Below are 25,418 nucleotides of genomic sequence, written 5' to 3' on the forward strand. Positions count from 1 at the left end.
GTTTAGGACCAGATGAGGGTGAACAACGGTGACAAAAGGGTGGCGTACAGATTAAGCACCGCATTGATAATAGGGCTGATGACCATCCCAAAAATACCAGTAAACATCAATGCCAGCAAAACAAACATCCCATAACGCCCGAATTCAGAGAATTTTTGGCTCGCCCTTGGCGGCAGAAATTCAGCTAAAAGCTGGGACCCATCCAGAGGTGGAATGGGAATGAGATTAAAAACGGCAAAGAGGACGTTATAGTAGTAAATATATTGTAAAATCGTCGAGAGCATCCCATTTTGCAAAGGAAGGACCGCAAAATAGGCCGCCATTCCGATAAAGCCTAACAGCAAATTGGTAAGACATCCCGATAGAGCAACGACAATCATCCCTTTTTTTCGATTTTTAAAATTATTGGGATTGACAGGAACCGGCTTCGCCCAGCCGAAGCGCAGCAGCACCATGGCAATGAATCCCACGGGATCGATGTGCTTTAAAGGATTCATGGTCAGACGTCCCATCATCTTGGGTGTGGGATCCCCCATGGCATCCGCCGCATAGCCGTGGGCCATCTCATGAAAAGAGATGGCAATGAGGATCCCCGGTAGCCCAAGGAGCAGATTGAAAAAATACTCTGGCGTAAAATTTGTCAGCATCTTATTTCTCCAGCCATGGCACGATCCGGTCATGGGCGATAAGGTCTGCATAAGTTTCCCGTTCCACAATAATACCGGACTGTTCACCACGAAGGAGGACCACTGCCGGCCGACGGAGACGGTTATAATTACTGCTCATGGAATAATTATAGGCGCCGGTATGGCGGACGGCCAAAATATCCCCTGGTGCGGCACTGGGTAATTTTGCCGAAGCGATTAAGCGGTCGGTTTCACAGGCCTTTCCACTAATTGTCACGGTTTCGGTGGATGCTTCCCCATAGTGATTGCATAAAAGGGCTTCATATTCCGCATCGTACAACGCAGGTCTTGGGTTATCTGCCATTCCCCCATCAATACACACGTATTTTTTCACCCCGGGGATATCCTTCACCGTTCCAACCGTGTATAGAGTAATGCCAGCGGTCGCCGATATATACCGGCCTGGTTCGACAACCAAACGTGGCATGGCCAGGGCTTTTTTTACAGACATCTCCCGAATATGGGCCACCATTCTTGGAATATGGTTCATGACATCAAAGGATTCGTCACCCGTTAAATATGGAATGCCAAAGCCTCCCCCCAGATTAATTTCTTTTAAATCCAAGCCATCCTCCTGGAGGACCTTATACAGATCCATCATGATGTCCATGGCCATAACAAAGGGGGCATCGTCAATGATCTGGGAGCCGACATGGCAGTGGATACCGACTACGTCAATAAAAGGCATTTTTCGAGCATTGCCAATGACTCCCCGAGCCTGACGAATGGGAACTCCAAACTTGGAATCCTCGGTTGCTGTTTGGATCAGTTCATGGGTATGGGCAGAGATTCCCGGTGTTACCCGAAACAAAACGGTGATGTGCTGCTCCCGGTCCCGGGTCAGTTGATCCAGAGTATCAAGCTCTACTGCGTTGTCAATGACAATACGCCCGACCCTGGCATCCAGAGCCATTTCAAGCTCTTCCCTGGATTTGTTGTTGCCATGGAGACAAAGGCGTGCCGGATCGAAGCCGCTTTGGAGGGCGGTGTATAATTCTCCGCCAGAAGCAACATCCAGGCAAATGCCCATCTCATCAACGATACGGCACATCGCCAGGTTCAAGAAGGATTTGCCGGCAAAATTAATTTCGTATTCGGCGCCTGTTTTTTCAAAGGCGTCCTTAATTCCCTGAATATTATCTCTAAGAATATCTTCGCTCATAACATATAAGGGTGTGCCGTACTCTTTGGCCAGGGTCACGGTATCGTGCCCGGAAAAAATATAATGGCTCATTCAATACTCCTTTTTTAGAATAGAAAAGGTGACCACTTATCTCGCCCAGGCGGGATAAAGGATCACCCATGATTATTATCTGCACTGTGAAAAATAACGTCCCAATGCGCAGGCCGTCTTTGCATCTGTAAATTTGCCGCTTAAATAAAGGGCCCTTACTGTCGGGATTGGAATCCGGATAATCTGGATGAATTCATCATCATCCGCCTCCAAAGCTTCTTCTTCAAACTGTGTCGCCATAAACAACGCTGTCTTTTCATTGGTGAATCCTGGTGAAGGCCACATGTCTCCTAAGTACTTCAGGTCCATCGGCTTCAGTCCAATTTCTTCCTGGAGCTCACGGGAAGCGGTTTCAAAAATATTTTCCCCCACTTCCATAAGGCCTGCGGGTATTTCTGTCAACACCGTTTCGATGGCCTTTCTAAATTGCTTTACAAAGACCATGCAGTCATCCACGATGGGCAAAATAGCCACTGCATCTTTATGGTCAACAATTTCACGGAGGGATGTTTTTCCATCCGGAAGGGCAATGGTATCCACCCTTAAATTTAAAATTCGACCAGAAAAAATTTCCTTTGTTTCGATGGTCGGTTCGTAAAAGTCCACAAAAGCCTCCTTACTGCTCCGACTTCAGATGGTTCAGTTCCTCCATGAAGGAATCCACATCCTTAAAATGTCGATAAACTGAAGCAAAGCGCACATAAGCTACCTGATCAATGGATTTAAGGGCATCCATCACCTGCTCACCGATACACTCCGAGGATATTTCCTTGGCCTCATTTTGATAAAGGTTGCGTTCAATGCCATCGACCACTTCTTCGAGATGGTTGATGGGAACAGGCCGCTTTTCGCAGGCTCTAATCATCCCGTTCAGGATTTTATTCCGATCGAAGGATACCCGTTGGCCCCCTTTTTTCACAATGATAAGGGGGATGTTTTCAATCCGCTCGTAGGTGGTAAAGCGCTTCTTGCACTTTTCACACTCCCTGCGACGTCGAATCATGGTATTTTCTTCAACTGGTCGTGAATCGATTACCCGGCTGCCGTCATACTCGCAAAAGGGACATCGCATGGTTCATCCTATTCGTCTGTATTCAAGAAGTCCGGAATAGAGAAGAGATCCGCACTGGAACGACGGTTTTCACTCTTTTTCGGCGCCTGTTTCTGAGTTGGAACTGAACGGCTTGCCCGTTCTTCATCCTTTGTCAAAAAACCAGTGGCAATGACAGTAATCTGGATTTCATCCCCCAGACTTTCATCAATGGTTGCCCCAAAGATGACATTGGCATCTTCGTCAGAGGCTTCCCGGGCAATGGTCGCTGCTTTATCAACTTCGAAGAGGGATAAATCTTCCCCTGCGGTGATGTTCAGCAATACGCCTGTAGCACCATCAATTTCAGTTTCCAGAAGTGGACTTAAAATGGCTTCTTTAGCCGCTTCTTCAGCACGGTTTTCACCGGAAGCACGGCCAACACCCATGTGGGCCAAACCGGCATCCTGCATGATGGTCTTGACATCGGCAAAGTCAAGACTGACCAGGCCTGGCATGGAAATTAAATCCGAAATACTACGAACACCCTGAAGCAGAACATCATCTGCTAATTTAAAAGCTTCCCGCAGGGAGGTGGATTTGTCTGCCATACGCAGCAAACGGTCGTTGGGGATGGTTACCAGGGCATCGACACTGTCCTGCATGAAATCACTGGCAATCTGAGCATTGCGCATCCGCACCTTTCCTTCAAAGGAGAAGGGCTTTGTAACGACACCAATGGTGAGAATTCCCATTTCCTTCGCCACTCTGGCGATGATTGGGGCAGCACCAGAGCCAGTCCCACCACCCATTCCGGCAGTTACAAAGAGAAGATCGGTGCCCTCGATGATTTCAGCGATGGCATCCCGGCTTTCTTCTGCAGATTTTTGACCCATTTCCGGATTGCCACCTGCACCAAGACCTCCAGTGGTCTTTTCACCGATCTGAAGGCGCTTTTCTGCCAAGGTTAGAGCCAAGGCCTGGTTATCCGTATTGATGGAGACAAAATCAACCCCTTTAAGGCCAGCCTCAATCATGCGATTGACGGCATTGTTTCCACCTCCGCCGACACCGACGACACGAATCTTAGCGAAATTGCTACTGTAGTTATCTAATTCAATCACTTTTTTTCCCTCCTGCTTTTTCATATACAGAATAATAATCTATATCAATCATCACCTTCAACATCTCTAAGCTGCTCCATGTTTACGGGATGTTTGGTACCTTCGTCCTTCTTTTCCCGCGCCATTGCTGACTCTTTGATGGTTCCAGGCACTTCTTCTCGCTTAATAACACTATTCTTGTTGCCACCTTCTGTATGGAAGTAATGTCGCCTGATTTTAGCAAAGTTGGAAAATAATGTCGTTCCAAAATAGAAAATCGCGGCGTAATAAATCGGAACCCCAATACGGTCCCCAATATAGGTTAACAATGCGGCGAGTACCGTATTGCCAAAGAAACCTGTGATAAAAAGCTTTTGATCAAAGGCCCCTTCCAAATCCGCCTGAATCCCGCCAAAAATGGAATTCAATGCAGCCAGAATGGCAATGGATAAATAAGAGGAATAGGCCAGCGGTACCTCTATGGGTAAAAACAGCCCGATGATCAGACCGATCATCAACCCAATTAAAGGAAATAACATCGCAACCTCTTTTCCTGGAAAATTAATAATAGCTACTCTTATCCAAGTATAATGATTCTGACTTTTCTATATTAACCTTTATTTCCGAATATTTCAATATCTGAATGACACTTTCGTCAGAATTTAAGTAAAGACTCAATTTCTCCGAATCTCCAATCGCCTCAATAACGAAGGGTGGGGTCGAAAGATTTCCATCCACATTGATGACTGCACCACCACAATTTACGGTGCTATGCTCTGTTACCCGAAAACCATTGAGGGCGATGCCTTCCGCACCCGCCACACGCAGTTCATTGAGAACCTGAAGCACATCCGAATTATGGACCAAAAATTGATTGGGATTCTCACCCTTCTGGATTTCCCGATCACTATCCATTAAAGTTACCCGGACTCCCTGGCCCTGAATGGCGAGGGAACCATCAAGAATCTGCAGCGTTTGGGTCGTCTCATTTAAATACGCTTCCAGAGAAGCTGTTCTGTTTTCATCAGCACTCTTGGAGGGCACATCGTAGGCTCCCTCGTACAACGCAATACGCTCCTGCTGCTTTGTCATTTGCTGCTCGAGTATTGCACTCCGTGTCCTGAGGTTCTCAAGGATTACCTCCTGCTCGTACAGGGACGCTGTAGAATGAAGGCCGTCTCCCAGGGTAAAGCTAACGCTATCCAGATTTCTAACCATAATCGCCATCAGAGCACCAATAAGGGTGAATAAAACCAATAGTCCCAGTTCCCTGGGTTTTAAATATTTATTGGGCGGCATCATCTGCCACCGGCTGAGCATATTGAATGTCTACCGTACCATCATAAGCCGCAATTTCCAGGGTATCCTGCCGGGAAATTCCCACCTTCAGATGATTACTCTTCATGACATCCACAATACCTGAGCGCATTTCCACCGCTGCAGCGAGAGTTGCTGGTTCTCCAATAGCCCGAACTTCAAAGGGAGCCGTAAATTTCTTTTTATTAATATTGACATAATTACCGCCCTGGCGGACTTCTGTTGTCCCCACAAGTCGTTCTCCATTGATGGAGACCGCTTCTGCCCCCGCTGCGTTGAGCTCATTCACCAGGGTTAAGAGTAGCTCTGCATGGGAAGCGTACAGGCTTGGATCGTAATCCGATGTACCGTCAACATCGATGGCAATGATAATACCCGAACCACTGACATCCGTATAGCCTGCTGCAATCCGCTCCTTTTCCAAAGCTTTCAGCTTCTCCTTAATGACATCGTCCCCTTCTGCCACAGAGGCTTCATATTGGGCGAGTTTTTGGGATAGCTTTGTTTTCTCTGCCTCCAAGGCTTCATTACGGCTTTCCAGGGCATTGATTTCAGAGGCGAGCTTGGCGGCACGCTCTGTGTTGGCGGAGCCGCCAATCTGATCCACCGCCCGCATGGACAGAATAATGAGTACGCCAACAAGGACAGACACGACAGCAATGGATAATTTTCCGGTGTTTTTCATATCATCCCCTAACGTGTTTTAACGATGGGATTGGGCCCCGCCGTCAGATTGATATCCAGATTGCTCTGGTTCTTTTGAATAACCGTACCAATATAATCGTAATTTTCTTTAAAACCTTCAAAATCATCGACCTGGAAAATCACATTATTTTTGGTGATAATTTTATAGTGATTATCCGAGGTAGCAATGATTTCTGAAATCTTTGACCCATAACCACTATTGTCTAACACATCAATCATCCGCAGGATTTCTTTGTATTTCCATTCCGGCTGAATGGTCGCATTACTGCGCACTGCGGTATCCGCCGTAATCCCCGTCAGTCCAGAGACCAGTGGAATATCTGATTTTTCCAGGTAATCACTGACCTCCACCACCTTTCCCTCCTTGTTAAGATAAAAGGTTTTATCCTCTGCCACCATGGCACAAACAGCAGGCTCCAGGGTAATATCAATAAGAATCGTATCCGGATATTTTTTTGATACCCTCAAATCGTCCACCATCAAATTATTTCGGATATTGGTATCAATAGCATTGAGATTGGCCGTAAAGAGATTTTGATTCATAGGGACACCAGCTGCATCGATAATCCCCTGGGATTCCCGGGATCCACTCCCCACAACCTCAACATGTTTGATATTAAAAACTCCCTGGACCGTTGCGGTGTAAAACCAGTATCCCACACCGGCAAGAATCCCCAAGGCAATAAGCAAACTAAGAACACGCACCGCAATGCGCCGTCTCTTTCTTCGCTTCAGCTTCTGCTTGAGCTCCTTTTGTCGCTGTGACCTTTTCTTCATACCGGCATCTACTTCCTTATTTGATCTTATTTCACACCATCAGCCCCATGGCTTCATCGGCAATACGTGCATCTGCATCGATGACACCGTAGGCCCGTACCGCTGCCTCCATATTCTCCATTTCCACAGGATCTGCCAATAAATCTTCGACAACCTGCATCAAGCGTCCGCCTTCAAGGTCGGCATCCGGGATCATAATTCCCCCCCCAAGATCCACAATTGCCTGGGCATTTACACGCTGGTGGTCCCCAGCTGCCATGGGATAGGGAATCAGGATCGAAGGAGTTCCCGACGCTGCCAGCTCTGCGATGGACATTGCCCCGGAACGGCTGATAACCAAATCACTGGCGCCAATAAGCACCTGCATTTCGGTACTGAAGGGGGACACCCTCAAGCGTTCTCCATCAATGGTAATGCCCGCTTTTGCATAGTCCTGACAGACCGCATCGTACTGTTCTTTCCCTGTCAGATGATAAAACACCCGGTCTGACTCCGCATCCTTTCCGACCAGTTCTACCATTGCCCGATTAATGCTCTCTGCCCCCTGGCTGCCGCCAACGGCAAGGACCATTCGTTGATCCTCCCCAAGATGAAGGGCGTTTCGCATTTCTCCCCGGTCAATGGTCTTAAAGACACCCCGAACAGGATTCCCAGCAAAAAAGACCTTATCCTCTGGAAAGTAATCCCGGGCCTCGTTAAAGCTAATCCCGATACGGTCGACTACCTTGGCAAGCATTCGGTTTGATCGTCCCGGATAAGCGTTTTGCTCATGGATAAGCGTCGGAATCCCCATTTTAGCGGCTTCCTTCACGAGCATCCCGCAGGTAAAGCCCCCGGTTCCAATGACTAAATCCGGCTTTTCACTTCTGAGAAGCTTCTTCGAATCCCGAATACTATCAAAAATCCCCTTTACTGCCGCCAGGGTTTCTAAAGATAGCTCCCGTTCGAAGCCCCGAGCCCGAATAAAGGTCATCGGATAGCCGTATTTAGGAATAATATTCTTTTCCATCCCCACGTAAGACCCCACAAAGGTAATGTGGCTATCCGGCAGCTTCTCCTTTAACTGATCTGCAATGGCCAGGCCCGGAAAAATGTGACCGCCGGTTCCTCCCGCAGCTATGAGTATTTTCTTCACTAGTGTTTTTTCCTTTTCTCTAAATTAACCCGACGGGATAAGTTGAAAATCGGCCCCATCATCGCAAAAAGCACCAACATCGAGCTCCCTCCGGCGCTGACAAAGGGTAACGCCATTCCCGTTACAGGAAGAACCTTTGTGGCAACACCAATATTAACCACCACTTGAAAGCCTAAAAGAATCATGACACTGCTGGTGTAAAGATAGCCAAAGCGATCCGGGGAGGCATTTGCAATCTTAATGCCTCGAATAATGATAAAGCAAAACAAGCCAATCACAAAGAGGCATCCCAAAAGGCCAAACTCTTCCCCGATATTGGCAAAGATAAAGTCATTCTGCAGCTCAGGTAAAAACAGATATTTCTGCATGCCATTCCCCAGACCCTTTCCAAAGATTCCGCCTGTCCCGATGGCCAGGAGCGACTGGGTAATCTGATAATCCACGGTACCCTGGCCAAACATAACGCGAATCCGTTCTAAACGCCAGGGTTCCGCAATTAACAAAATGACCACACCGATGAGCATCACCAGTACATAGGGTAAAAACCGCTTCATATTGACCCCACCAAGGAAAAGCACAATAAGCATCCCCACACCAATGGCCATGGCGGCACTGAGTGAAGGCTCAATGGCAGTCAGGCCGCATAAAACCATAATAGGCGCAATACACCGAAGGGCAAATTGCTTACTATTCCCCAGGACCTTGGGCTCCCGGCAGATCAAGCCAGCAAGGTATACAATTCCGGAAACCTTGGCCAGCTCTGAGGGCTGAAAGGTCGTAAATCCTAAAGAGATCCACCTTTTAGCATCATTCACTTCCACCCCAATTAACAGGACAGCCACCAGTAATACGCCACTGGCACCCATCAGAAAGTAGGAAAGGTCCTTATTATTCAGCCGTCGATAGTCAATCCGGCTGATAAAGTACATGATGACCAGCCCCAATGCAACAAAGAATAATTGTTTGGCAAACAGACTGAGCCCACTGCTGTTGCCGTCAACGGATGAGGTGTACATGCTGGCGCTAAAAACCATCAGAACTCCAAAGCCGACCAAAATAAGCAAGGCAATGAGTAAAGGCCGGTCAACCCCTCCACGTTTCATTACTGACTCCCGTATTTGACAGCGAGGGTTTTAAAGAGCCTGCCTCGATCCTCATAATTATCAAACATTCCCCAACTGGCACAGGCCGGTGAAAGGAGAACAACATCCCCAGACGCTGCCAGCCCGCATGCCTTTTGAACTGCTTCATCATAATTTTCCACACGGTAGATCGCTTCAAAACCGTTTTTGCGGGCGCAGGCCTCAATGGCATCGGCTGTTGCGCCCAAAAGGATGAGGGCCTTCACCTTTTTCTTAACACTTCCAATGAATTCGGTATAATCTTCATTTTTATCATAGCCACCAGCTAAAAGAATGGTAGGTTTCGTCATGGCCTCCAGAGCTGTGATGGAGGCATTGGTATTCGTTCCCTTGGAATCATTGATATACTCTACGCCACCAATGGTAGCAAAGCGTTCCTGTCGATGCTCTACCCCTGAAAAAGTCTTTAAAACCCTTTGAATCACTGGAAGGGATACCCCACCAAAATAAGCTAATGCTGTTGCCGCTAAAGCATTCATGACATTGTGGGGCCCCTTAATGCCGATATCCTCCACAGTGCACACCGGGGTATCCCCGCCATCCCGAAGGATAACCTTTCCATTCTCCAGAAAAACCCCGGTATCCACTGGCTTTTCAGCACTAAAATAAATTTTACGGGATTTAGCCATGGCACCGATACGGCAGACATCCGCATCATCGGCATTAAGCACGATAAAATCCGCCCCATCCTGATTCATAAACACCCTGGCCTTAGCCTCATAGTAATTCTCCAAGGTCTTATGCCGATCCAAATGGTCTGGGGAAAGGTTTAAAATGGCCGCCCCCACCGGTTTAAAGGTCAGGCAAGTTTGAAGTTGAAAGCTACTGATTTCCGTTATAAAAATATCTTCCCCACGGGCATCATTCACATAATTGGAAATGGGATCTCCAATATTCCCAACAGTATACGTCCCCCGGCCACTGGCTTTAAAAATTTCACCAGTCAATGTGGTGGTAGTCGTTTTTCCATTGGTCCCTGTAATCGCAATAAAAGGCGCTGCTGAAAGGCGGTAGCCTAATTCGACCTCACTAATCACCGGGATATCCTTCTCAAATGCAGCCTGAATGATTGGAATGGTCAACGGAACCCCTGGACTCACGACAATCATATTAATGGATGAAATCACTTTTACATCGATCTGTTCACCCAGCATTTTTTCCACCCGGTCAGCCGAAAAGGCCGCTAAAGCGTCCTCCACCTGGGGGAACTCCTTGATAATGGCCGCCGTATCCCGGGTATCCGTCAGAATGACATCGTACCCCCGGGCTAGCAGAGCCTGTGTAACCGCGGCGCCACTCCGGGCAGCTCCGATAACCAATACTTTTTCTCTCATATTTTCCTCCTGGATTATAACAGCTAAGCAACGTATACTAAAAATGCCAGAGCAACGCAAAGTGCAGCCGCCACCCAAAACACAGTGACCACCCGGGTCTCACTCCAGCCCTTTAACTCAAAATGATGATGGATAGGGGCCATTCGAAAGACACGCTTGCCACCACTCATTTTAAAATACCCCACCTGGATGACAACGGATAAGGCCTCCATGACGAAAACAAAACCTGCGATTAATACAAAGAACTGCAGCTGGGTCATAATGGCCACCGCAATAACCCCGCCGCCCAGAGCCATGGAACCGGTATCTCCCATAAATAAATCCGCAGGATTGCTGTTGTAACGCAAGAATCCAAGACAGGCTCCAATGAGGGCCCCTGAGAACATCGCTGGTGGCAAAAGATTAAGGCCAATGGCCGCAATGGCAAAAAAGGTCATGGATACCGCAGTAACACCAGAAGCCAAGCCATCCAGTCCGTCGGTAAGATTGACGGCATTAACCACCGCTACCACCGCAATAAAGGTGAAGGGATAGTACCACATCCCCAGATCTACCATACCACCCCCAATGGGCAAGTATAAGGCGGTGCCGATATCCGGGTTTAGACCGGTATAGGCAGCAATCAGTGCTGCCCCACCAAATTGAAGGACTAGCTTCTGCCATGCCCTCAGTCCCAAATTATGCTTTTTTGACACCTTGATATAATCATCCACAAAACCAATAAGTCCGAAAAAGAGCATGACGATCACAGGAAATAATACCGCTGCCCCCGTGGCAATCATCATTACAATCATGGAGAAAAGAACACCACCCTGAATAACGATGCCCCCCATAGTCGGTGTCCCGGACTTTTTCATATGGCTTTTAGGCCCTTCCTCACGGATGGCCTGGCCAAAATGTAAGCGTCTGAGCACCGGCAGAAAGTGCGGAGTGATAATCCAGACAAACAGAAAGCTGACTAAAAAAGCAATAATCGTTAGCTTTTCAATACCCATCGTTTAGTCCTCTTCCTTTACGGATTCCATAATTTTTTCAAGATGGACACCATGGGATGCCTTAATTAAAACCGTATCCCCTGGTGCCGCAATATTCTTAAGCATCAGCGCAGCATCCACGGCATCCTCGCAGTGATGAATGGCCTCAGCGGGCAATTTTCCAGACGCTCCCTGGACATAGGCCTTGGCCAAATCCCCAACGGCAATGAGAATATCCGCTATTTCCCCGACGGTTTCCCCCACCTTACGGTGGAGTTCCCAACCGGTTTCTCCCATTTCCAGCATATCACCAATCACAGCAATACAGCGGCCTTTTTCCTCACCCATGGCCCGGAGGGTATTTGATGCCGCCCGCATAGAATCTGGGTTAGCATTGTAGGAATCATCGATATAGGTAATGCCACCAATGGTTTCCACCTTCATGCGGTTTCCGCTGGGTACAAAGGCATCAAACCCACCTTGGATTTGCGCCTGACTCAGTTCCAGGTCCTTTGCAATGACGATGGCAGCCATGGCATTGTACACATTGTGAATCCCAGGAAACCGGAAATGATAAGCCTCTCCATCCAAGGTGAAGCGCACCCCTTCTGATGAGGATTCAATGTTTTCAGCCCGGTAATCTAGCGCATCAGAATCGATTCCGATGCGAATAATACGGTAGGGCGTCTCTGAAATGCGATTAAGATAAGGATCATCGCCATTTAAAATCGCATAGTCTCCCTCACCCATGGTTTCCAAAATTTCCATTTTAGCCTTCAAAATATTTTCCTGGGTCTTTAAAAACTCAAGATGGGCTGTCCCAATATTGGTGATGACGGCGTAGTGGGGTGTCACCTCATCGATGGTCTCCCGGATATCCCCCAGATGATCCATCCCCATTTCCACGACGGCAGCACCGTAACTTCCATCTAACTGGAAGAGGGTTTGGGGCACTCCCAACTGGTTATTGTAATTGCCCTGGGTTTTCATCGTTTTACATTTTTGAGATAACACCGCGGCGATGACATCCTTCGTGGTTGTCTTTCCACTACTCCCCGTCACTGCCACTACCGGAATATGGTACCGATGACGATTGGCTCGTCCCAGGGCCTGAAGGGCATCCTTGGTGGAATCCACCCGTATAACTGTTATTTCTTCAGGAGCTGTACAATCTGGCTGCTGGGTTAATACGGCCACCGCTCCGTTATCAATGGCATTTTGAATGAACTGATGCCCATCCATTGATTCACCAATAATGGGGATGTATAATCCTCCAGGAGCGATGGTCCGACTGTCAATGGAAGCTGAAGTAATGAAGGGAACGGTCCCCTCCTGCTCCAGTTGACCATCAAAAACATCCAACAACTCACTGACTAAAAATTTTTCCATTTCGATCTGCATCCTTCTATTTCATTTTTCTTTTGCTTAACTTATTTATTATAGCAAATCTTTCAATAAGGTCCAGCTCTTTTCTCAGGGTTATTGGGTAAAGGTTACCGTTACATCAGAATTTTTATCGACCGCTGATCCAGCCGCTGGATTTTGACCCGTTGCAAAGCCACTCCCCTGGACTTTTAGGTTCAGGCCCAGGCCCTTGAGAAGCTCGTTGCAGAACTGGACCGATAATCCGGTCAAATCCGGCACCCGGACCTTTCCATTTTCTATGCTGTCCGAGGTTCCCACATCCAGGGCCAGGGTATCCCCTTCGGCGTAGCTTCCCTTGGCATCAATGCTCTGGCTAAGGACGATACCGCCATGATCCTTTTGATTTACCGTATAAGCAATCCCCTTTTCATCCAATATCGCCTTTGCTGTTTCAAGGTTCAGTCCAACCAAATCCGGCACCACAACACTTCCGCCGACGCCCGCACTGGATACACTGGATTCCGATGCTCCGAGAATTTGCTTCATAATTTCAATGGCAGCCGGCGCGGCACTCGTCCCACCGGATGCATCACTACTGGGCTCATCCAATACCATCAAAATGGAATATTGGGGATCTTCAACCGGTGCGTAGCAGAAGAAGGATGTCACATAGGCCGTTTTTGAATAAGCACCATCCACAAATTTTTCCGCAGTCCCGGTTTTCCCACCCATACTGTATCCCTCAGACAGATTCTTTAGCGTGCTGCTCCCCGTGATGACATTGACCATGATATCCCGCATTTCCTTGGAGGTTTCACTGGAGACAATTTGTTTGGAAGACCCTAGTTTTCCGTTGACCCCCAATGAGGAATCATTATTATCTGCCAGAACCGACGGCTCCATATAATACCCATTATTGACAACACAATTCAGAGCTGCCAGATTTTGGATTGGCGTAGTGGCCAGGCCTTGCCCAAAGGAAAGGGTTGAGTAATCCAGCTCATTAATGGCACCACTATCGTCAAAACGGCGGCTAATCAAGCCGGCTTCTTCACCCGTAAGCTCAATCCCCGTTTTTTCACCGTAGCCAAAATTGTAAGCATATTGGTAGAACTTATTGGGGTCCAGCCTTTGGATAATTTGAACCAGGCCAGGGTTGCAGGAATTGGCAATGGCTTCAGTTACCGATTGGGTCCCGTGGTTTCCCGTACAATTGACCGTCACACCGTTAATATTAATGGACCCCGAACAATACACCGTTGTATCCGGGCTCACCACCCCTTCTTCCAAGGCGGCGGCGGCCGTTACAGCTTTAAAGGTAGAACCCGGCTCATAATTCGATGCCACTGCAGGATTTTTCCACATTTCCGATAGCTGATCGCTTTCAGATTTGCCATTTAGATCCTCCGCTTTTCTCGCTTTAAAAGCATCACTAATGGTATAGGGATCATTTAAATCATAATCCGGCTTACTGGCCATGGCCAAAATCTTTCCGGTTTTCGTTTCCATGACAATAGCTGTACCACTTTTAGCCTTCCATTCTTCAATGGCGCTGGATACCGCTTTTTCAGCCATATTCTGTATATTGCTGTCGATGGACAGGGTGATATTCTTCCCCTGGGTAGGCTGCTTGATAATCTTTGTCTGGCTTGGAATGGTATTTCCCGTAGCGTCCTTCTGGAAATAGGCAATGCCCTTTTCTCCACTTAAAATATCGTTACAGGTCGCTTCCACCCCACTGAGGCCATCGTAATTGGCATCGGTGAAGCCCAATAAATAGGACGCAAAATTACCATTGGTGTAATATCGGCGACTATCCTCTATAAGCTCAACACCGTTGGTGCTTTCTGTTTTTCCAGCGGCATCCTTTTTACTTTGGCTCTCAAGAATTTCCTGGGCCAGGCTATTGTCGACCTTCCCCTTAATTTTAATTGGCGAATTTTCCCGACGGGTCAGATATTTTAAAGCCGAATCGTATTCCATCCCCGTGGCATCGCTGATCGCCCCCGCAGCCGCGGCACTATCTTCTATTTCATCTGGAATGCAATAAAGGGTTCCATTTTTGTAGGTCATTCCCTTGGTAATTTTTTTGGTGACGGTATCTGCCACATCCTGGGAGACACCGCTCTTCATCTCGACCCGGTCGTTTTCTAACCGCGTAACCTTTTCATACACCTCATTGTAGTCCAGGCCCAACTTTTGGGAAAGGAGGTTAGCTAAATCCTTTTCCTTCCCGGTTTCAACGTCCAAGGGAATGATATGCACAGACTTAGCCGAGCTATCCTGCACCAGGATATTCCCATTTCGATCCAGAATATTCCCACGGGAAGCGGATACCTCTACCTCATCAACAGATTGATCGACCTGGGCTTCATATTGATCCGCCACATCAAAAATTTGCAGATAGATCAGCTTCCCGATGATAAAAACCAAAACAAAGGAAAGGAGGAATATGACGAAAAGCAGACGCTTTTGGCTAATCTGCTTCAGACTTTTTTTAACTTTTTTCTTTTTTGCCATTCTAACTCCATTTATATGAAAGGTGGCTAATTAAAAAGCCCCACATACCACGCAGTGTTCTCCTCTGGACTTTCCTGCAGGGTTTGGGAGGTAACGGATTCGCTCACCTTTTGCTGGGCGGTTGCCTCTGTCATCCCATAGCCCCGGGCTTGGGCTTCGATCTGATTATAATCCCTGCTGGTTACCAGCTGCCCTTCCTTACTATCATTTAACGCTTTTTTTTCATCGTATTGGCTTTGGAGCTGCCGCACATCATTATCTAAGCTGGAAATAACGGCGTGCTGGACCAGGATTCCGGCACAGAGTAAAAAAGCAATGATTGCTACAACGCTGATGGTAGTGGTCAAAGCCCATTGGTTTTTTCTCCCCTTGGCCCGGCTTCTAGCCGGTCGTTTCTTTTTTGGGGAACGGACTGGTGCCTCTGGCACCTTCCGCTTAGTGCCTGTATAACTTCCCGGGGCCGCTGCAACATTGCCCATACCGCTCATCTGAGAAATTTGCCAACCATATTCTTTCCGTTTCATTCATTCACCTCAACAAATTTTCATTTCGTGGATTTTATTATCGTTTTTCAATTACCCGCAGCTTTGCACTCCGCGCCCGGCGGTTTATCTCCAGCTCTTCCTCTGGGGGTGCAATGGGCTTCCTCGTGATCCCTTTGATCTCTGGCTTTTTACCACAGATACAAACTGGAAAATCCGGAGGGCAGGTACAAGGGTGCTCACATTTTTTAAAATACTGCTTCACCAGCCGATCCTCCAGGGAATGGAAGGTGATCACCGACATTCGTCCCCCTGGACGAAGATGATGAATCCCTGCAGCCAGGGCATCCTCTAAATAGTCCAGCTCATGGTTGACCTCGATGCGCAGAGCCTGAAAGGTTTTTCGTGCTGGGTGTTTTTCCTTGTATCGCTCCTTGGCTGGATAAGCCCCCTTGACAATATCAGACAATGCCAGGGTTGTGACGATGGGGGCCTTGTCCCTCTGGGTAATAATCCGATCGGCAATGCGTCCGGCAAAACGTTCTTCCCCAAATTCTTTGAGAACCCGGACTAACGCTGTCTTGTCATAGGTGGCCACAATATCTGCCGCTGTCAGGGATGCACTGCGGTCCATGCGCATATCCAGAGGACCGTCATTATGGTAAGAAAAGCCTCGGTCAGCATCATCAAATTGGAAGGAAGAAACCCCCAGGTCAAAAATAATGCCATCCACACCATCCGGTGCCTTTTCCTCAAGTATCCGATCTAAATTAAAAAAGCTGTCGTGGACAAATACCTTTTCACAGGGATAAGGGGCCAAGCGCTTGGTAGCACGCTCTAAGGCATAAGTATCCTGATCGATACCAATGAGCCTGCCTGATTTCCCCAATTCTTTGCAAATCAGCTCTGAATGGCCACCACCCCCAAGGGTGCAGTCCACGTATGTCCCCTGAGCCTTAATGCAAAGGCTATCCACTGTTTCGTGTAATAAGACAGTAATGTGCTTTCCTTCCACAGGCTCCTCCTATATTCCCAGGGCGGCCATTCGATCAGCAAAATCCGTTGCATCGATATCCGTGCAGCTTTGCCACTTGGCCTCATCCCATATTTCAATCCGATTCGTTACCCCCACCACCACAGCTGTTTTTTGCAAATCCGCAAATTGTCGCAGTACTGCCGGAAGCATCACCCGCCCCTGCTTATCCAGGGTACATTCAGCCGCACCAGCAAAGAAGAATCGGGTAAACATCCGTGCATCCCGATCCGCCAGGGGCAGCTCCATCAATTTCTTTTCAAAAAGCTGCCATTCATTCTTTGGAAATACAAAGAGACAGCCATCCAGTCCTTTGGTGATGATGAAGGATTCCCCTAAAAAATCCCTGAATTTAGGCGGAATGATGACCCGGCCCTTATTATCCACAGCATAAGAATACTCGCCAAGCACATAATCTGCCACAATCATCCCTCCAATCACCATAATTTACCACATTATACCACTTTTCCCCACTTCATCGCAAGATCGGATGGTTTTTATTTCATTAAAAAGGTTATAATTGATTTCCTGAATTCCGTTACACCACGCCTTCCCCTTGTGATTCCTCGGTTTTTAGTATAAGATGTATAGAAAAAGTATTATTTAAGGAGTTAAAGTATGAGAGCAGTTTTGACAGTAATCGGTAATGACCGTACCGGTATCATTTACAATGTTTCCAAAATTCTCGCGGAAAACAATGCCAATATCGAGGATATCAGCCAAACGATCATGCAGGGGATTTTCACCATGATTATGTTAGTGGATGTTTCCAACATCACCTGCGATTTTGCCCAGTTGAAAGAAGATATGGATGCCCTTTCCAAAACTATCGGTATGTCCATCCGCATCCAGCATGAAGACATCTTCAACGCCATGCATTCCATTTAAGGCGGTGGAAAGCGATGGCAATGTTTAAAGATGTGCTGGAAACTGTCCGCATGATTGAAAAAGAAAACCTGGATATCCGTACCATTACCATGGGGATTTCCTTGCTTGACTGTATCGATGCCGACGGTGAAAAATGCCGCAAGAAAATTTATGATAAAATCACCCGGAGTGCAGAACAATTGGTGATGCAGGGCGAACGGATTGAAACAGAATTCGGTATTCCCATTGTCAATAAACGAATTTCCGTTACCCCCATCTCTTTGGTGGCAGGTGCCAGTGGCGATACCGATTATGTCGCCTTTGCCCAAACCCTGGATGCTGCCGCCAAGGAAGTTGGCGTCAATTTCATCGGTGGTTTTTCCGCCTTGGTTCCCAAGGGCTTTACCCGGGGGGATCTCACCCTGATCAACTCCATCCCTGAAGCCCTGGCTCAAACCGAACGTGTCTGCTCCTCGGTCAACCTGGGCTCCTCTAAAATGGGTATCAATATGGATGCTGTCAAAATGATGGGCGAAATTGTCAAGCAGACCGCTTATCTCACCCGGGATGCCGATTCCATTGGCTGCGCCAAGCTAGTGGTCTTTTGTAATGCGGTGGAGGATAATCCCTTTATGGCCGGTGCCTTCCACGGTGTTGGTCAGCCTGACACAGTGCTCCACGTTGGTGTCAGCGGTCCTGGAGTTGTCAAACGGGCCTTGGAAAAACGACAAGATGCGTCCTTTGACGAAATGGCCGAAATCATCAAAAAAACGGCCTTTAAGATCACCCGGGCTGGACAATTGGTGGGAACCACTGTGGCTGAACGCCTGAATGTCCCCTTTGGCATCCTGGATTTATCCCTGGCACCCACACCAGAAATCGGAGATTCCGTCGCCCGAATCCTGGAAGAAATGGGGCTTGAACACTGCGGCGCCCACGGTACTACCGCGGCGCTCGCCATGCTGAACGATGCCGTTAAAAAGGGCGGTATTATGGCCTCCACTTCGGTGGGTGGTTTAAGCGGTGCTTTCATCCCTGTCAGTGAGGACGAAGGCATGATCGAGGCCGCCACCATCGGTGCCCTCACCTTGGATAAGCTGGAAGCCATGACCTGCGTCTGCTCCGTGGGGCTGGATATGATCGCCATTCCCGGGGATACACCGGCCACCACCATTTCAGCCATTATTGCAGATGAGGCGGCCATCGGTATGGTCAATAATAAAACCACCGCCGTCCGTCTGATTCCAGTCTATGGCAAGGGCCTTGGTGAATCCGCTGAATTCGGTGGTTTACTGGGCATGGCCCCCATCATGGCGGTCAACAGTAATGATAGCTCCGTATTTGTCAACCGCGGTGGAAAAATCCCCGCACCAATCCACAGTTTCAAAAACTAACACTATCGGAGGATGGTATGGATCATTTACAGATTGAAGTATGCGTCTGCTCAGCATGCATTTTAAAGGGAGCCATGGATATTATTGACTCCATCGAGAGTCTCGGGGAGGTCCAGGATATTACGGGTCTCCAGTGTAATATTGAAATCAAACCGGTGGGTTGTCTTGGACTGCCAGGTCACGGAAAAAATTCCCCCATCGTTCGGATTGGGGATAATATCATCGAATGCGCTACCATGGAAACCGTCATGGCCCATATTATGGCCCTGGCCTGATTTGACAGAAGAAGGAAGTGAATCAATTGAGAGGCATCTATACCCCTCTGACCGAAATACGTCGCCGCGTTTTTGCCGCCATTGCCCGAATGGCTTACGATGACGATGTGGACTACGCTAAGCGGATTGAAGAAATCCCTTATGAAATTGTTCCTGGAGAAACCGCCCGATACCGGGACAGTGTTTTTAAAGAAAGAGCCATTGTTGGGGAACGCCTGCGTCTTGCCATCGGCCTGCCCCTCTATCCCGTAGATCGGCCCTCGCCTATTTCCAAGGGAGTCCGGGAAAGCGCCATTGCTGAAAAGGTGTACGAGCCTCCCCTCATCAATGTCATTCCCTTTGCCTGTGATGCCTGCAAGACAAAGGCCCTGGAAGTCACCGATAATTGCAGGGGCTGCCTGGCCCATCCTTGTACCTCTGTCTGTCCTGTAAAGGCCGTCTCCATCCAAAACGGAAAATCCATTATTGACAATGAGAAGTGTATTAAATGTGGCCGCTGTAAGGATGCCTGTCCCTACGGTGCCATCATTGCCTACGACCGTCCCTGTGCCGCAGCCTGCGGTGTCGATGCCATCGAAAGCGATGATTTAGGTCGGGCAACGATCAATTACGATAAATGTGTTTCCTGTGGTATGTGTCTGGTCAGCTGCCCCTTTGGAGCCATTGCGGATAAAACCCAGGTTTTTCAGCTTATTCAAGCCATTAAAAATGGGGATGAGGTAATTGCCGCCATTGCCCCCGCCTTTGTGGGGCAATTCGGACCCTTGGCCACCCCTGAAAAAATTAAGGATGCACTCAGGGAACTGGGCTTTTCCGATGTTTATGAGGTGGCCATCGGTGCGGATCTCGGTGCCATCGAAGAAGCCCATCATTATGTCAATAAAGTTGTCCGGGGCGAAGATCCCTTCATTGGCACTTCCTGCTGCCCCTCCTGGTCCGTCATGGCCAAGACCACCTTCCCGGATTTGGCGTCATATATTTCCGGGGAACTTACCCCCATGGTTGCCACAGCCCGGATCATTAAAAAAGAACGGCCTGGCGCCCGCATTGTTTTTATCGGACCCTGTGCCGCAAAAAAATTGGAAGCCAGCCGCCGGACGGTACGCAGCGATGTGGATTTTGTCATTACCTTTGAAGAGCTCATGGGAATGTTTGTAGGAAAGGGTGTGGAGTTCGGTGAAATTGATACCGATACTCCCATTGAAGACGCCACCTCAGCTGGCCGTGGCTACGCTGTAGCTGGCGGTGTGGCGGATGCCATTGGCCAAACCGTAAAGGAATTGTACCCCGATGTGGAGGTGAAGATTGACCGCGCCGAGGGACTCCGGGAGTGTGCAAAAATGCTAAAGCTGGCCCGGGCCGGTAAACGGGATGGTTACCTCCTGGAAGGAATGGCCTGTCCTGGTGGCTGTATTGGTGGTGCCGGTACCTTAATGCCCATCCGTAAGGCTGTCACTGCTGTGGGAAAATTCCAAAAAGAAGCGGAGCACCACAGCGCTATGGACAGCAGCTATCTTTCAGAAATGGATACCTTAGATTAAGCGTTTTTGGTAAAACAGGCCGTTATCCTTAACGCTTTCTGTCCTTTCGTTTTTATTCATAAAACCTTCAAGCTTTTGGTGCTACAATGGCAAAAAGCGAAAGGAGACGTGGACATGGACGAAAAATCCAACAAAGAATTAGCCGTTGATGTCGCAAAGGCCTATATTGTTGCACACCAAAATACAGGAGATACTCCTAAACTGGATGTGAACACCATTTGCCAGGTAATCACCGAGGTGTACAGCACCCTCCAAACCCTGCCGGGAGAAGCGGTTTAGACACAAATAAAAGGGGACTGTCCCACACAGTCCCTTTTTACGTTAACTCACTGACAATTAATAATCCGATCCTCGGTCACTAAAACCTGGGCGTGTTTATCGTGGGCATCCATGGGAATGGTCTCATAAATAAAATCCTCCCGGATCAGCCCCAGGGTTTTGCAATCCGGGGTGATGGTTTCCAGGAAGCGGTCATAGTAGCCTCCCCCAAAACCCATGCGCCCGCCGTCGGGCATAAAAGCCATACCCGGCACTAATACCAAATCCAATTTTCTGGCATCAATGGGCCGGATGCATTCTTTTTTAACTTCCAGGATGCCGTAGTGGCCTTCCTCTAAATCTCCCGGGAAATCCTGGATTTCCGATAAAATCATGGTATGGTCAGCCATAACGCAAATGGGTGCTACCACATGCTTCCCATCTGTCAACGCCCGGCGGATGAGCTCATGGGTGTTAATTTCCGTCCCAAAGCTGACGTAGACCATGATCCATTGGCAGGACTTGTAGTCATCCGATGCCAAAAATCGATTGACGATCCGGGCATCGGTCACTGGGGAATAGATTGCCTTGCGCTTGGCCAGGGTTTCCTTCCGAAAGGTTTGTTTATCCATTGGTTCGCTCCTCTTTTTCTCCATTTTCTGCCCTAAGCAAAAATATCAGCAGGGCCCCACTCCCGGGGCAATCGAGTGGCAATGACATCACCGACAATATCCTTTTCATATTGATCGAAGGTTTTTCCCACCACCCCCATGGTAATGGCCAGTTGTGGGGATAACCCCCGACGGATAGTCCGCAGGGCCGCCATAATCCCCCGGAGATCCACTGCCTTTGTGGAAATTTCCGAATGGAACGCCTTTTCCTGAAGATCCACAAAGATTCCGGCAAATTGCTCCAAGGCCTCTAGACGGCCATCAGGAAATTCATCAGTCAAAATTTTCATTAAAACCGGGGCCTCGATTCTGGGAATGTCCACCACCAAAAACCGGGAGACCAAGGCTTCATTGAGTTCCTTCGTCCCGGCATAATCGTAATTCATGGTGCCGATAAAACGGGTTTTAGGATTCAGGGAGATTTTCTCATAACCCGGAACGTCAATAATCTTTCGATAATCCAGGGCAGAGTGCAGCACTACCAGGGCATCATTTTTGGCCATATTGATTTCATCAAAGACCCCAAATCCACCATTGACGGCACATTCATAAACCGATCCCCGGCGCAGCCGCACTTCGTTATCAATGAAGGTATCCGTACCGATGAGGCTGGTACTGTCGGTGTTGACATGGAAGGAGGTATTCCATTGGGGACGGCCAAACAATCGGCACAAATTATCGGCTAAGATATTCTTACCTGTGGCCTTTGGCCCCGATAGCAGAATATTCTCCCCTTCCAGGAGTGCGGCGATACACATCTCCCAAATTTCTTTTCCATAAAAAACCATCTCTGTCCCGGGGATGCGATCGGCCAGATCGGAAGCCAATGGACTGGTTTCATTAAAGGCCATGGCTGCCTGGATTAAGGATTCATCCACCTGTTGTTCTCTAAGCTTGTCTGCTAATACCATTCTTCTTCCTTTTATTCCTCTTAAATCGTGATAATTTGCCGAATATACTTAATGACGATCTCTGAAAACCGGTTGATATCCCGGATATAGGCAAAATCTACACCGTATATCAGTTTTTCAGCCGGAAGGTCCCGCTCCCGTCCGGTGTATACCCCCAAAACCATAATGCCAGCCTGTCGGGCTCTTCGGACTTCCAGGGCCGTATCCCGCACAGCGTTGATGCCCCGATAGGATTCCTCCATGGTAGTACTGCGCCCCTTGCCCACCTGGATATCGTTGGGCCGTCCGTCGCTTAAGACAATGAGGATACGGTTTTCCTCCGGACGCTTTACTAAATCATAGGTGACTGCTTTAATGGCCAGGCCATCCCGATTATTTCCCGAACAAAAGTACTCAAAGATATTCTCATTCGCTGCGTGAGGGGACTCGTAGTCCCTGAAGCGTTTGAGGATGGTGAAATCCAGAAAGCTGCTGTAGCCCTGGACCCGGGTAGGAATGCCTGCTCCCGTGAGGGCCTCGGTTAAGATGTAGGCCTGGGCCGCCACCCGGTATTTATTCCGGCTTTGGGACCCGCTGGCATCGATGAGGACATCCACCACATACCGCCCTTTGGTATTATCCACGGTACGTTCAAAGACCTTATGGTTATTGCTTCGCCCGATACGCCACAAGCGCCCGGGCACCAAAGCGCCGGCATCTGAGGCAATGGCATCCACCACGTCCTCCTGGACCAGGGTTCGGGCGATGCTCTCGGTGAGCTTATGAATCGCCCGGCGAAAGATTCGCTGGTTTTCACCATAAACCAATTTGTTCTTATTTTTATGCCGAGTGACAAAGCTATGTTGGAAGGCGTTATCACAGGCTGACCGCAGCACGCCGTCGGTCATATGAATCCGGCAGTTTTCGTGGATGCCCCGGCATAAACGCCCCTGGCGGATTAAAAGCTCCTCCGGGGAGAGATAGGTGTTTCCGAAATGCCGGGAAACCTGGCGGTAAATGCCTTCTAAATCTTCCTCCCGGATTCTTAAAACCCGGGCTGGGCCTCCATCCAGAGCACCCGCACCTTCATCCAGGGTCCCTTCAAATAAAGCCTCGGCCAGTTCTTCCAGCTCCATTTCCACATCCTCAAGCTCATCATCACTATACAGCTCGTCCAGGAGGAAATCATTGAAATCACTGGACTGTGCCTTTCGCTGCTCCTCGGGGTTTTCCCCATTTTCTGATGGCAGGTATAAAGGAAAAAAGGATAGATAGGTTTTCTCCAGGCTGCGCAGCATTTCCCGGGTGTCCTTCTGGGACGCCGCCTCGGATATCGCTGATAGCAGCCTGCTGGTGGCCGTGTCCATTTGAGGGTTTCGACCGGATTTTCTTAGCACCGTGGCATACTGGGCTTTTTCCATAAGATCTGCGCTGTGGAGAAACAAAAAATGGGCGGCTATGGAATCGTAGGCCTGCTGCCGTAAGGTGGCCACCCCCGGACGCTCGGCAATCACACATGCTTCCACATAGCTATCGGAAGCCAATTGTACCAGTCCCAGAAGGGTATCCTTGTCACATCCGGACCGGACCCGGCTAATCACAAATTTTTTAACCTGATCCCACTGGATGAACCGCCGGCGGCCCCCAGCGGTAATGCCGTAGTACAGGGCAACCTCCGGGGAAATCCGACTCTTTTCTCCGGCATCGACACCGTCGTCATAATTTCCAGAAATCGTCCACATCATGTTGGAGATACGATTGTCAATCTCTGGTGTATCCGTGAGCCATTTACTGCCGTCCGCCATACAGTCTTCCTTCCCGCTCCCATAGGGCAATCTTAAGCCTGATCCCTGTCAAAGGCCACCTTCGCCGCCATTAGGCGACCCTCAGCCCCCTTCATGATCTCCCAGGCTTCCTTAATTTCTGCAGATACTCCGGGGTACTCCCCAGCGACCCGCTCAGACCATACCCCATACTCTGTCCCATGGTCCTCCAGATGGTTAATCCAATGGGTTATGAGTACCTTAAATAATTGCTGGTCCCCTGGCTTCATTTCAAACACCCTCCGGATTCTAACTTCATTTTAATTAAATCGGCGGCCTCACGGATTTGCAGGAGCAAGGGTTTCTTTTCCAGAGCCACGATGGCCGTCCCTTCCGGGAGGATGGGAATGAGGATTTTAATGGCGTTGCTGGCTGCAATGGCCTCCACCATGGGGGTGGTGACCTCCCCCATCATCCCATTGGGAATCATCATGGAGATGGCTCCCACCACCACATCCGCCCGGGCCACATTGTAAGCAATGGCATTTTCTCCGGTAGCGCCGCGGTTTGCACCTTTTTTCAGCATAGCTGCCGTCGCCAGGGAATTGGTTCCCAGGCCGTACACCATCACCTCAGCCGGAAGCTCTTCCTTTAGAATTTCAACAATCCGAGCCCCGATGCCCCCTCCCATACCATCCAGTACCGTAATAACCATTTCACGCATCAGTTTCCTCAATGAGGATTCTATGTTGGAGCAGCTGAACTTCCTTTAACCGTCCCCGGATGGATTTGGTTTCACCCAATAAATCGGATAACACTAAACCACCATCTTCCGATGGACGGATATCAATAACATAATCCATTATCTTTTCTTCATTACCTTGTTTGTTTACAAAAAAAGCGGCAGATTCACACATGATTG

29 protein-coding genes are annotated in these 25,418 nt (G+C 48.7%); 5 read left to right on the plus strand and 24 right to left on the minus strand.

Annotation, left to right across the window (positions count from 1 at the left end):
• Positions 1-2: 2 nt before the first annotated feature.
• From BLU30_RS05665 to mraZ, 18 genes are all read right to left on the minus strand, one after another.
• Entirely contained in the window at positions 3-647 is a 645-nt protein-coding gene (locus BLU30_RS05665) for a site-2 protease family protein (protein WP_090244348.1), read from the minus strand.
• Between the two features lies 1 nt (position 648).
• A complete protein-coding gene (lysA, locus tag BLU30_RS05670) occupies positions 649-1,920 on the minus strand; it encodes a diaminopimelate decarboxylase (protein ID WP_090244350.1) in 1,272 nt (423 codons plus the stop codon).
• 75 nt (positions 1,921-1,995) lie between these two features.
• Positions 1,996-2,526 carry an NUDIX hydrolase gene (locus tag BLU30_RS05675; RefSeq protein WP_090244353.1) on the minus strand — a complete coding sequence of 177 codons (531 nt, stop codon included), beginning with the start codon at positions 2,524-2,526 and terminating at the stop codon, positions 1,996-1,998.
• Positions 2,527-2,536: 10 nt separating this feature from the next.
• Positions 2,537-2,992, minus strand: a complete 456-nt coding sequence (nrdR, locus tag BLU30_RS05680; RefSeq protein WP_090244354.1) for a transcriptional regulator NrdR — start codon at positions 2,990-2,992, stop codon at positions 2,537-2,539.
• Positions 2,993-3,000: 8 nt separating this feature from the next.
• Positions 3,001-4,074 carry a cell division protein FtsZ gene (ftsZ, locus tag BLU30_RS05685; protein ID WP_090244528.1) on the minus strand — a complete coding sequence of 358 codons (1,074 nt, stop codon included), beginning with the start codon at positions 4,072-4,074 and terminating at the stop codon, positions 3,001-3,003.
• 44 nt (positions 4,075-4,118) lie between these two features.
• Positions 4,119-4,592 carry a small basic family protein gene (locus BLU30_RS05690; protein ID WP_090244355.1) on the minus strand — a complete coding sequence of 158 codons (474 nt, stop codon included), beginning with the start codon at positions 4,590-4,592 and terminating at the stop codon, positions 4,119-4,121.
• A gap of 22 nt (positions 4,593-4,614) precedes the next feature.
• Entirely contained in the window at positions 4,615-5,352 is a 738-nt protein-coding gene (locus BLU30_RS05695) for a DUF881 domain-containing protein (RefSeq protein WP_176770839.1), read from the minus strand.
• Positions 5,339-6,055: a DUF881 domain-containing protein gene (locus BLU30_RS05700; protein WP_090244359.1), complete on the minus strand. Its 717-nt coding sequence runs from the start codon at positions 6,053-6,055 to the stop codon at positions 5,339-5,341. The genes BLU30_RS05695 and BLU30_RS05700 overlap by 14 nt, the downstream gene beginning before the upstream one ends.
• An 8-nt stretch (positions 6,056-6,063) precedes the next feature.
• Positions 6,064-6,852 (minus strand): cell division protein FtsQ/DivIB, encoded by a 789-nt coding sequence (locus tag BLU30_RS05705; protein ID WP_090244361.1) that lies wholly within the window; start codon positions 6,850-6,852, stop codon positions 6,064-6,066.
• Positions 6,853-6,883: 31 nt separating this feature from the next.
• Positions 6,884-7,987: an undecaprenyldiphospho-muramoylpentapeptide beta-N-acetylglucosaminyltransferase gene (gene murG, locus BLU30_RS05710; protein WP_090244363.1), complete on the minus strand. Its 1,104-nt coding sequence runs from the start codon at positions 7,985-7,987 to the stop codon at positions 6,884-6,886.
• A complete protein-coding gene (locus BLU30_RS05715; protein ID WP_090244365.1) occupies positions 7,987-9,090 on the minus strand; it encodes an FtsW/RodA/SpoVE family cell cycle protein in 1,104 nt (367 codons plus the stop codon). Before BLU30_RS05715 ends, murG begins: the two co-directional genes overlap by 1 nt.
• Positions 9,090-10,463, minus strand: a complete 1,374-nt coding sequence (gene murD, locus BLU30_RS05720; RefSeq protein WP_090244367.1) for a UDP-N-acetylmuramoyl-L-alanine--D-glutamate ligase — start codon at positions 10,461-10,463, stop codon at positions 9,090-9,092. The genes BLU30_RS05715 and murD overlap by 1 nt, the downstream gene beginning before the upstream one ends.
• Positions 10,464-10,486: 23 nt before the next feature.
• Complete coding sequence (mraY, locus tag BLU30_RS05725) at positions 10,487-11,458, minus strand: phospho-N-acetylmuramoyl-pentapeptide-transferase (protein ID WP_090244369.1); 972 nt, start codon at positions 11,456-11,458, stop codon at positions 10,487-10,489.
• Positions 11,459-11,461: 3 nt separating this feature from the next.
• The gene (locus tag BLU30_RS05730) at positions 11,462-12,826 is read right to left on the minus strand and encodes a UDP-N-acetylmuramoyl-tripeptide--D-alanyl-D-alanine ligase (protein WP_176770840.1); all 1,365 of its coding nucleotides are present in this window, start codon (positions 12,824-12,826) and stop codon (positions 11,462-11,464) included.
• A 90-nt stretch (positions 12,827-12,916) separates the two neighbouring features.
• Positions 12,917-15,322, minus strand: a complete 2,406-nt coding sequence (locus BLU30_RS05735; protein WP_090244373.1) for a penicillin-binding transpeptidase domain-containing protein — start codon at positions 15,320-15,322, stop codon at positions 12,917-12,919.
• A 26-nt stretch (positions 15,323-15,348) separates the two neighbouring features.
• Positions 15,349-15,846 (minus strand): hypothetical protein, encoded by a 498-nt coding sequence (locus BLU30_RS05740; protein WP_090244375.1) that lies wholly within the window; start codon positions 15,844-15,846, stop codon positions 15,349-15,351.
• 37 nt (positions 15,847-15,883) lie between these two features.
• Complete coding sequence (gene rsmH / locus BLU30_RS05745; RefSeq protein ID WP_090244377.1) at positions 15,884-16,819, minus strand: 16S rRNA (cytosine(1402)-N(4))-methyltransferase RsmH; 936 nt, start codon at positions 16,817-16,819, stop codon at positions 15,884-15,886.
• Positions 16,820-16,828: 9 nt separating this feature from the next.
• Positions 16,829-17,266: a division/cell wall cluster transcriptional repressor MraZ gene (mraZ, locus tag BLU30_RS05750; protein WP_090244379.1), complete on the minus strand. Its 438-nt coding sequence runs from the start codon at positions 17,264-17,266 to the stop codon at positions 16,829-16,831.
• Positions 17,267-17,455: 189 nt separating this feature from the next.
• Here mraZ and BLU30_RS05755 point away from each other — a divergent pair, with 189 nt between their 5' ends.
• The 5 genes from BLU30_RS05755 (at position 17,456) to BLU30_RS14220 (ending at position 21,193) form a co-directional block, all read left to right on the plus strand.
• Positions 17,456-17,725, plus strand: a complete 270-nt coding sequence (locus BLU30_RS05755; protein WP_090244381.1) for an ACT domain-containing protein — start codon at positions 17,456-17,458, stop codon at positions 17,723-17,725.
• A 14-nt stretch (positions 17,726-17,739) separates the two neighbouring features.
• Positions 17,740-19,098, plus strand: coding sequence for a PFL family protein (locus BLU30_RS05760; protein WP_090244383.1), 1,359 nt, complete (start codon positions 17,740-17,742; stop codon positions 19,096-19,098).
• A 17-nt stretch (positions 19,099-19,115) separates the two neighbouring features.
• Positions 19,116-19,373 carry an NAD(P)H-dependent oxidoreductase subunit E gene (locus tag BLU30_RS05765; protein ID WP_090244385.1) on the plus strand — a complete coding sequence of 86 codons (258 nt, stop codon included), beginning with the start codon at positions 19,116-19,118 and terminating at the stop codon, positions 19,371-19,373.
• Positions 19,374-19,399: 26 nt separating this feature from the next.
• Positions 19,400-20,914: a 4Fe-4S dicluster domain-containing protein gene (locus BLU30_RS05770; RefSeq protein ID WP_090244387.1), complete on the plus strand. Its 1,515-nt coding sequence runs from the start codon at positions 19,400-19,402 to the stop codon at positions 20,912-20,914.
• Between the two features lie 114 nt (positions 20,915-21,028).
• Positions 21,029-21,193, plus strand: a complete 165-nt coding sequence (locus BLU30_RS14220) for a hypothetical protein (RefSeq protein ID WP_176770841.1) — start codon at positions 21,029-21,031, stop codon at positions 21,191-21,193.
• Between the two features lie 47 nt (positions 21,194-21,240).
• Here the strand turns inward: BLU30_RS14220 and BLU30_RS05775 are convergent, their stop codons facing one another.
• Genes BLU30_RS05775 through BLU30_RS05800 form a run of 6 tightly spaced genes read right to left on the minus strand, consistent with a single transcriptional unit; the run spans position 21,241 to position 25,413 of the window.
• The gene (locus BLU30_RS05775) at positions 21,241-21,804 is read right to left on the minus strand and encodes a 5-formyltetrahydrofolate cyclo-ligase (protein ID WP_090244389.1); all 564 of its coding nucleotides are present in this window, start codon (positions 21,802-21,804) and stop codon (positions 21,241-21,243) included.
• A 32-nt stretch (positions 21,805-21,836) separates the two neighbouring features.
• The gene (locus BLU30_RS05780) at positions 21,837-22,754 is read right to left on the minus strand and encodes an AAA family ATPase (protein WP_090244391.1); all 918 of its coding nucleotides are present in this window, start codon (positions 22,752-22,754) and stop codon (positions 21,837-21,839) included.
• Between the two features lie 20 nt (positions 22,755-22,774).
• Positions 22,775-24,538 (minus strand): vWA domain-containing protein, encoded by a 1,764-nt coding sequence (locus tag BLU30_RS05785; protein ID WP_090244393.1) that lies wholly within the window; start codon positions 24,536-24,538, stop codon positions 22,775-22,777.
• Positions 24,539-24,570: 32 nt separating this feature from the next.
• On the minus strand, positions 24,571-24,786 hold the full coding sequence (locus tag BLU30_RS05790; protein ID WP_090244394.1) for a DUF8180 domain-containing protein: 216 nt from the start codon (positions 24,784-24,786) through the stop codon (positions 24,571-24,573).
• A complete protein-coding gene (locus tag BLU30_RS05795) occupies positions 24,783-25,220 on the minus strand; it encodes a DUF3842 family protein (protein ID WP_340148130.1) in 438 nt (145 codons plus the stop codon). The genes BLU30_RS05790 and BLU30_RS05795 overlap by 4 nt, the downstream gene beginning before the upstream one ends.
• The gene (locus tag BLU30_RS05800) at positions 25,213-25,413 is read right to left on the minus strand and encodes a CooT family nickel-binding protein (RefSeq protein WP_090244396.1); all 201 of its coding nucleotides are present in this window, start codon (positions 25,411-25,413) and stop codon (positions 25,213-25,215) included. The genes BLU30_RS05795 and BLU30_RS05800 overlap by 8 nt, the downstream gene beginning before the upstream one ends.
• Between the last annotated feature and the right edge of the window lie 5 nt (positions 25,414-25,418).

Origin of the sequence: Eubacterium barkeri (assembly GCF_900107125.1) — a bacterium.
Classification (GTDB): Bacteria; Bacillota; Clostridia; order Eubacteriales; family Eubacteriaceae; genus Eubacterium_O; species Eubacterium_O barkeri.

Bases quoted from the DNA above. Each gene is read 5' to 3' on its own strand.
- BLU30_RS05665 (WP_090244348.1), bottom strand. From the start codon at position 647: ATGCTGACAAATTTTACGCCAGAGTATTTTTTCAATCTGCTCCTTGGG.
- lysA (WP_090244350.1), bottom strand. From the start codon at position 1,920: ATGAGCCATTATATTTTTTCCGGGCACGATACCGTGACCCTGGCCAAA.
- nrdR (WP_090244354.1), bottom strand. From the start codon at position 2,992: ATGCGATGTCCCTTTTGCGAGTATGACGGCAGCCGGGTAATCGATTCA.
- BLU30_RS05690 (WP_090244355.1), bottom strand. From the start codon at position 4,592: ATGTTATTTCCTTTAATTGGGTTGATGATCGGTCTGATCATCGGGCTG.
- BLU30_RS05695 (WP_176770839.1), bottom strand. From the start codon at position 5,352: ATGCCGCCCAATAAATATTTAAAACCCAGGGAACTGGGACTATTGGTT.
- BLU30_RS05700 (WP_090244359.1), bottom strand. From the start codon at position 6,055: ATGAAAAACACCGGAAAATTATCCATTGCTGTCGTGTCTGTCCTTGTT.
- BLU30_RS05705 (WP_090244361.1), bottom strand. From the start codon at position 6,852: ATGAAGAAAAGGTCACAGCGACAAAAGGAGCTCAAGCAGAAGCTGAAG.
- BLU30_RS05715 (WP_090244365.1), bottom strand. From the start codon at position 9,090: ATGAAACGTGGAGGGGTTGACCGGCCTTTACTCATTGCCTTGCTTATT.
- murD (WP_090244367.1), bottom strand. From the start codon at position 10,463: ATGAGAGAAAAAGTATTGGTTATCGGAGCTGCCCGGAGTGGCGCCGCG.
- mraY (WP_090244369.1), bottom strand. From the start codon at position 11,458: ATGGGTATTGAAAAGCTAACGATTATTGCTTTTTTAGTCAGCTTTCTG.
- BLU30_RS05730 (WP_176770840.1), bottom strand. From the start codon at position 12,826: ATGGAAAAATTTTTAGTCAGTGAGTTGTTGGATGTTTTTGATGGTCAA.
- BLU30_RS05735 (WP_090244373.1), bottom strand. From the start codon at position 15,322: ATGGCAAAAAAGAAAAAAGTTAAAAAAAGTCTGAAGCAGATTAGCCAA.
- BLU30_RS05740 (WP_090244375.1), bottom strand. From the start codon at position 15,846: ATGAAACGGAAAGAATATGGTTGGCAAATTTCTCAGATGAGCGGTATG.
- mraZ (WP_090244379.1), bottom strand. From the start codon at position 17,266: ATGATTGTGGCAGATTATGTGCTTGGCGAGTATTCTTATGCTGTGGAT.
- BLU30_RS05755 (WP_090244381.1), top strand. From the start codon at position 17,456: ATGAGAGCAGTTTTGACAGTAATCGGTAATGACCGTACCGGTATCATT.
- BLU30_RS05760 (WP_090244383.1), top strand. From the start codon at position 17,740: ATGGCAATGTTTAAAGATGTGCTGGAAACTGTCCGCATGATTGAAAAA.
- BLU30_RS05765 (WP_090244385.1), top strand. From the start codon at position 19,116: ATGGATCATTTACAGATTGAAGTATGCGTCTGCTCAGCATGCATTTTA.
- BLU30_RS14220 (WP_176770841.1), top strand. From the start codon at position 21,029: ATGGACGAAAAATCCAACAAAGAATTAGCCGTTGATGTCGCAAAGGCC.
- BLU30_RS05775 (WP_090244389.1), bottom strand. From the start codon at position 21,804: ATGGATAAACAAACCTTTCGGAAGGAAACCCTGGCCAAGCGCAAGGCA.
- BLU30_RS05780 (WP_090244391.1), bottom strand. From the start codon at position 22,754: ATGGTATTAGCAGACAAGCTTAGAGAACAACAGGTGGATGAATCCTTA.
- BLU30_RS05785 (WP_090244393.1), bottom strand. From the start codon at position 24,538: ATGGCGGACGGCAGTAAATGGCTCACGGATACACCAGAGATTGACAAT.
- BLU30_RS05790 (WP_090244394.1), bottom strand. From the start codon at position 24,786: ATGAAGCCAGGGGACCAGCAATTATTTAAGGTACTCATAACCCATTGG.
- BLU30_RS05795 (WP_340148130.1), bottom strand. From the start codon at position 25,220: ATGCGTGAAATGGTTATTACGGTACTGGATGGTATGGGAGGGGGCATC.
- BLU30_RS05800 (WP_090244396.1), bottom strand. From the start codon at position 25,413: ATGTGTGAATCTGCCGCTTTTTTTGTAAACAAACAAGGTAATGAAGAA.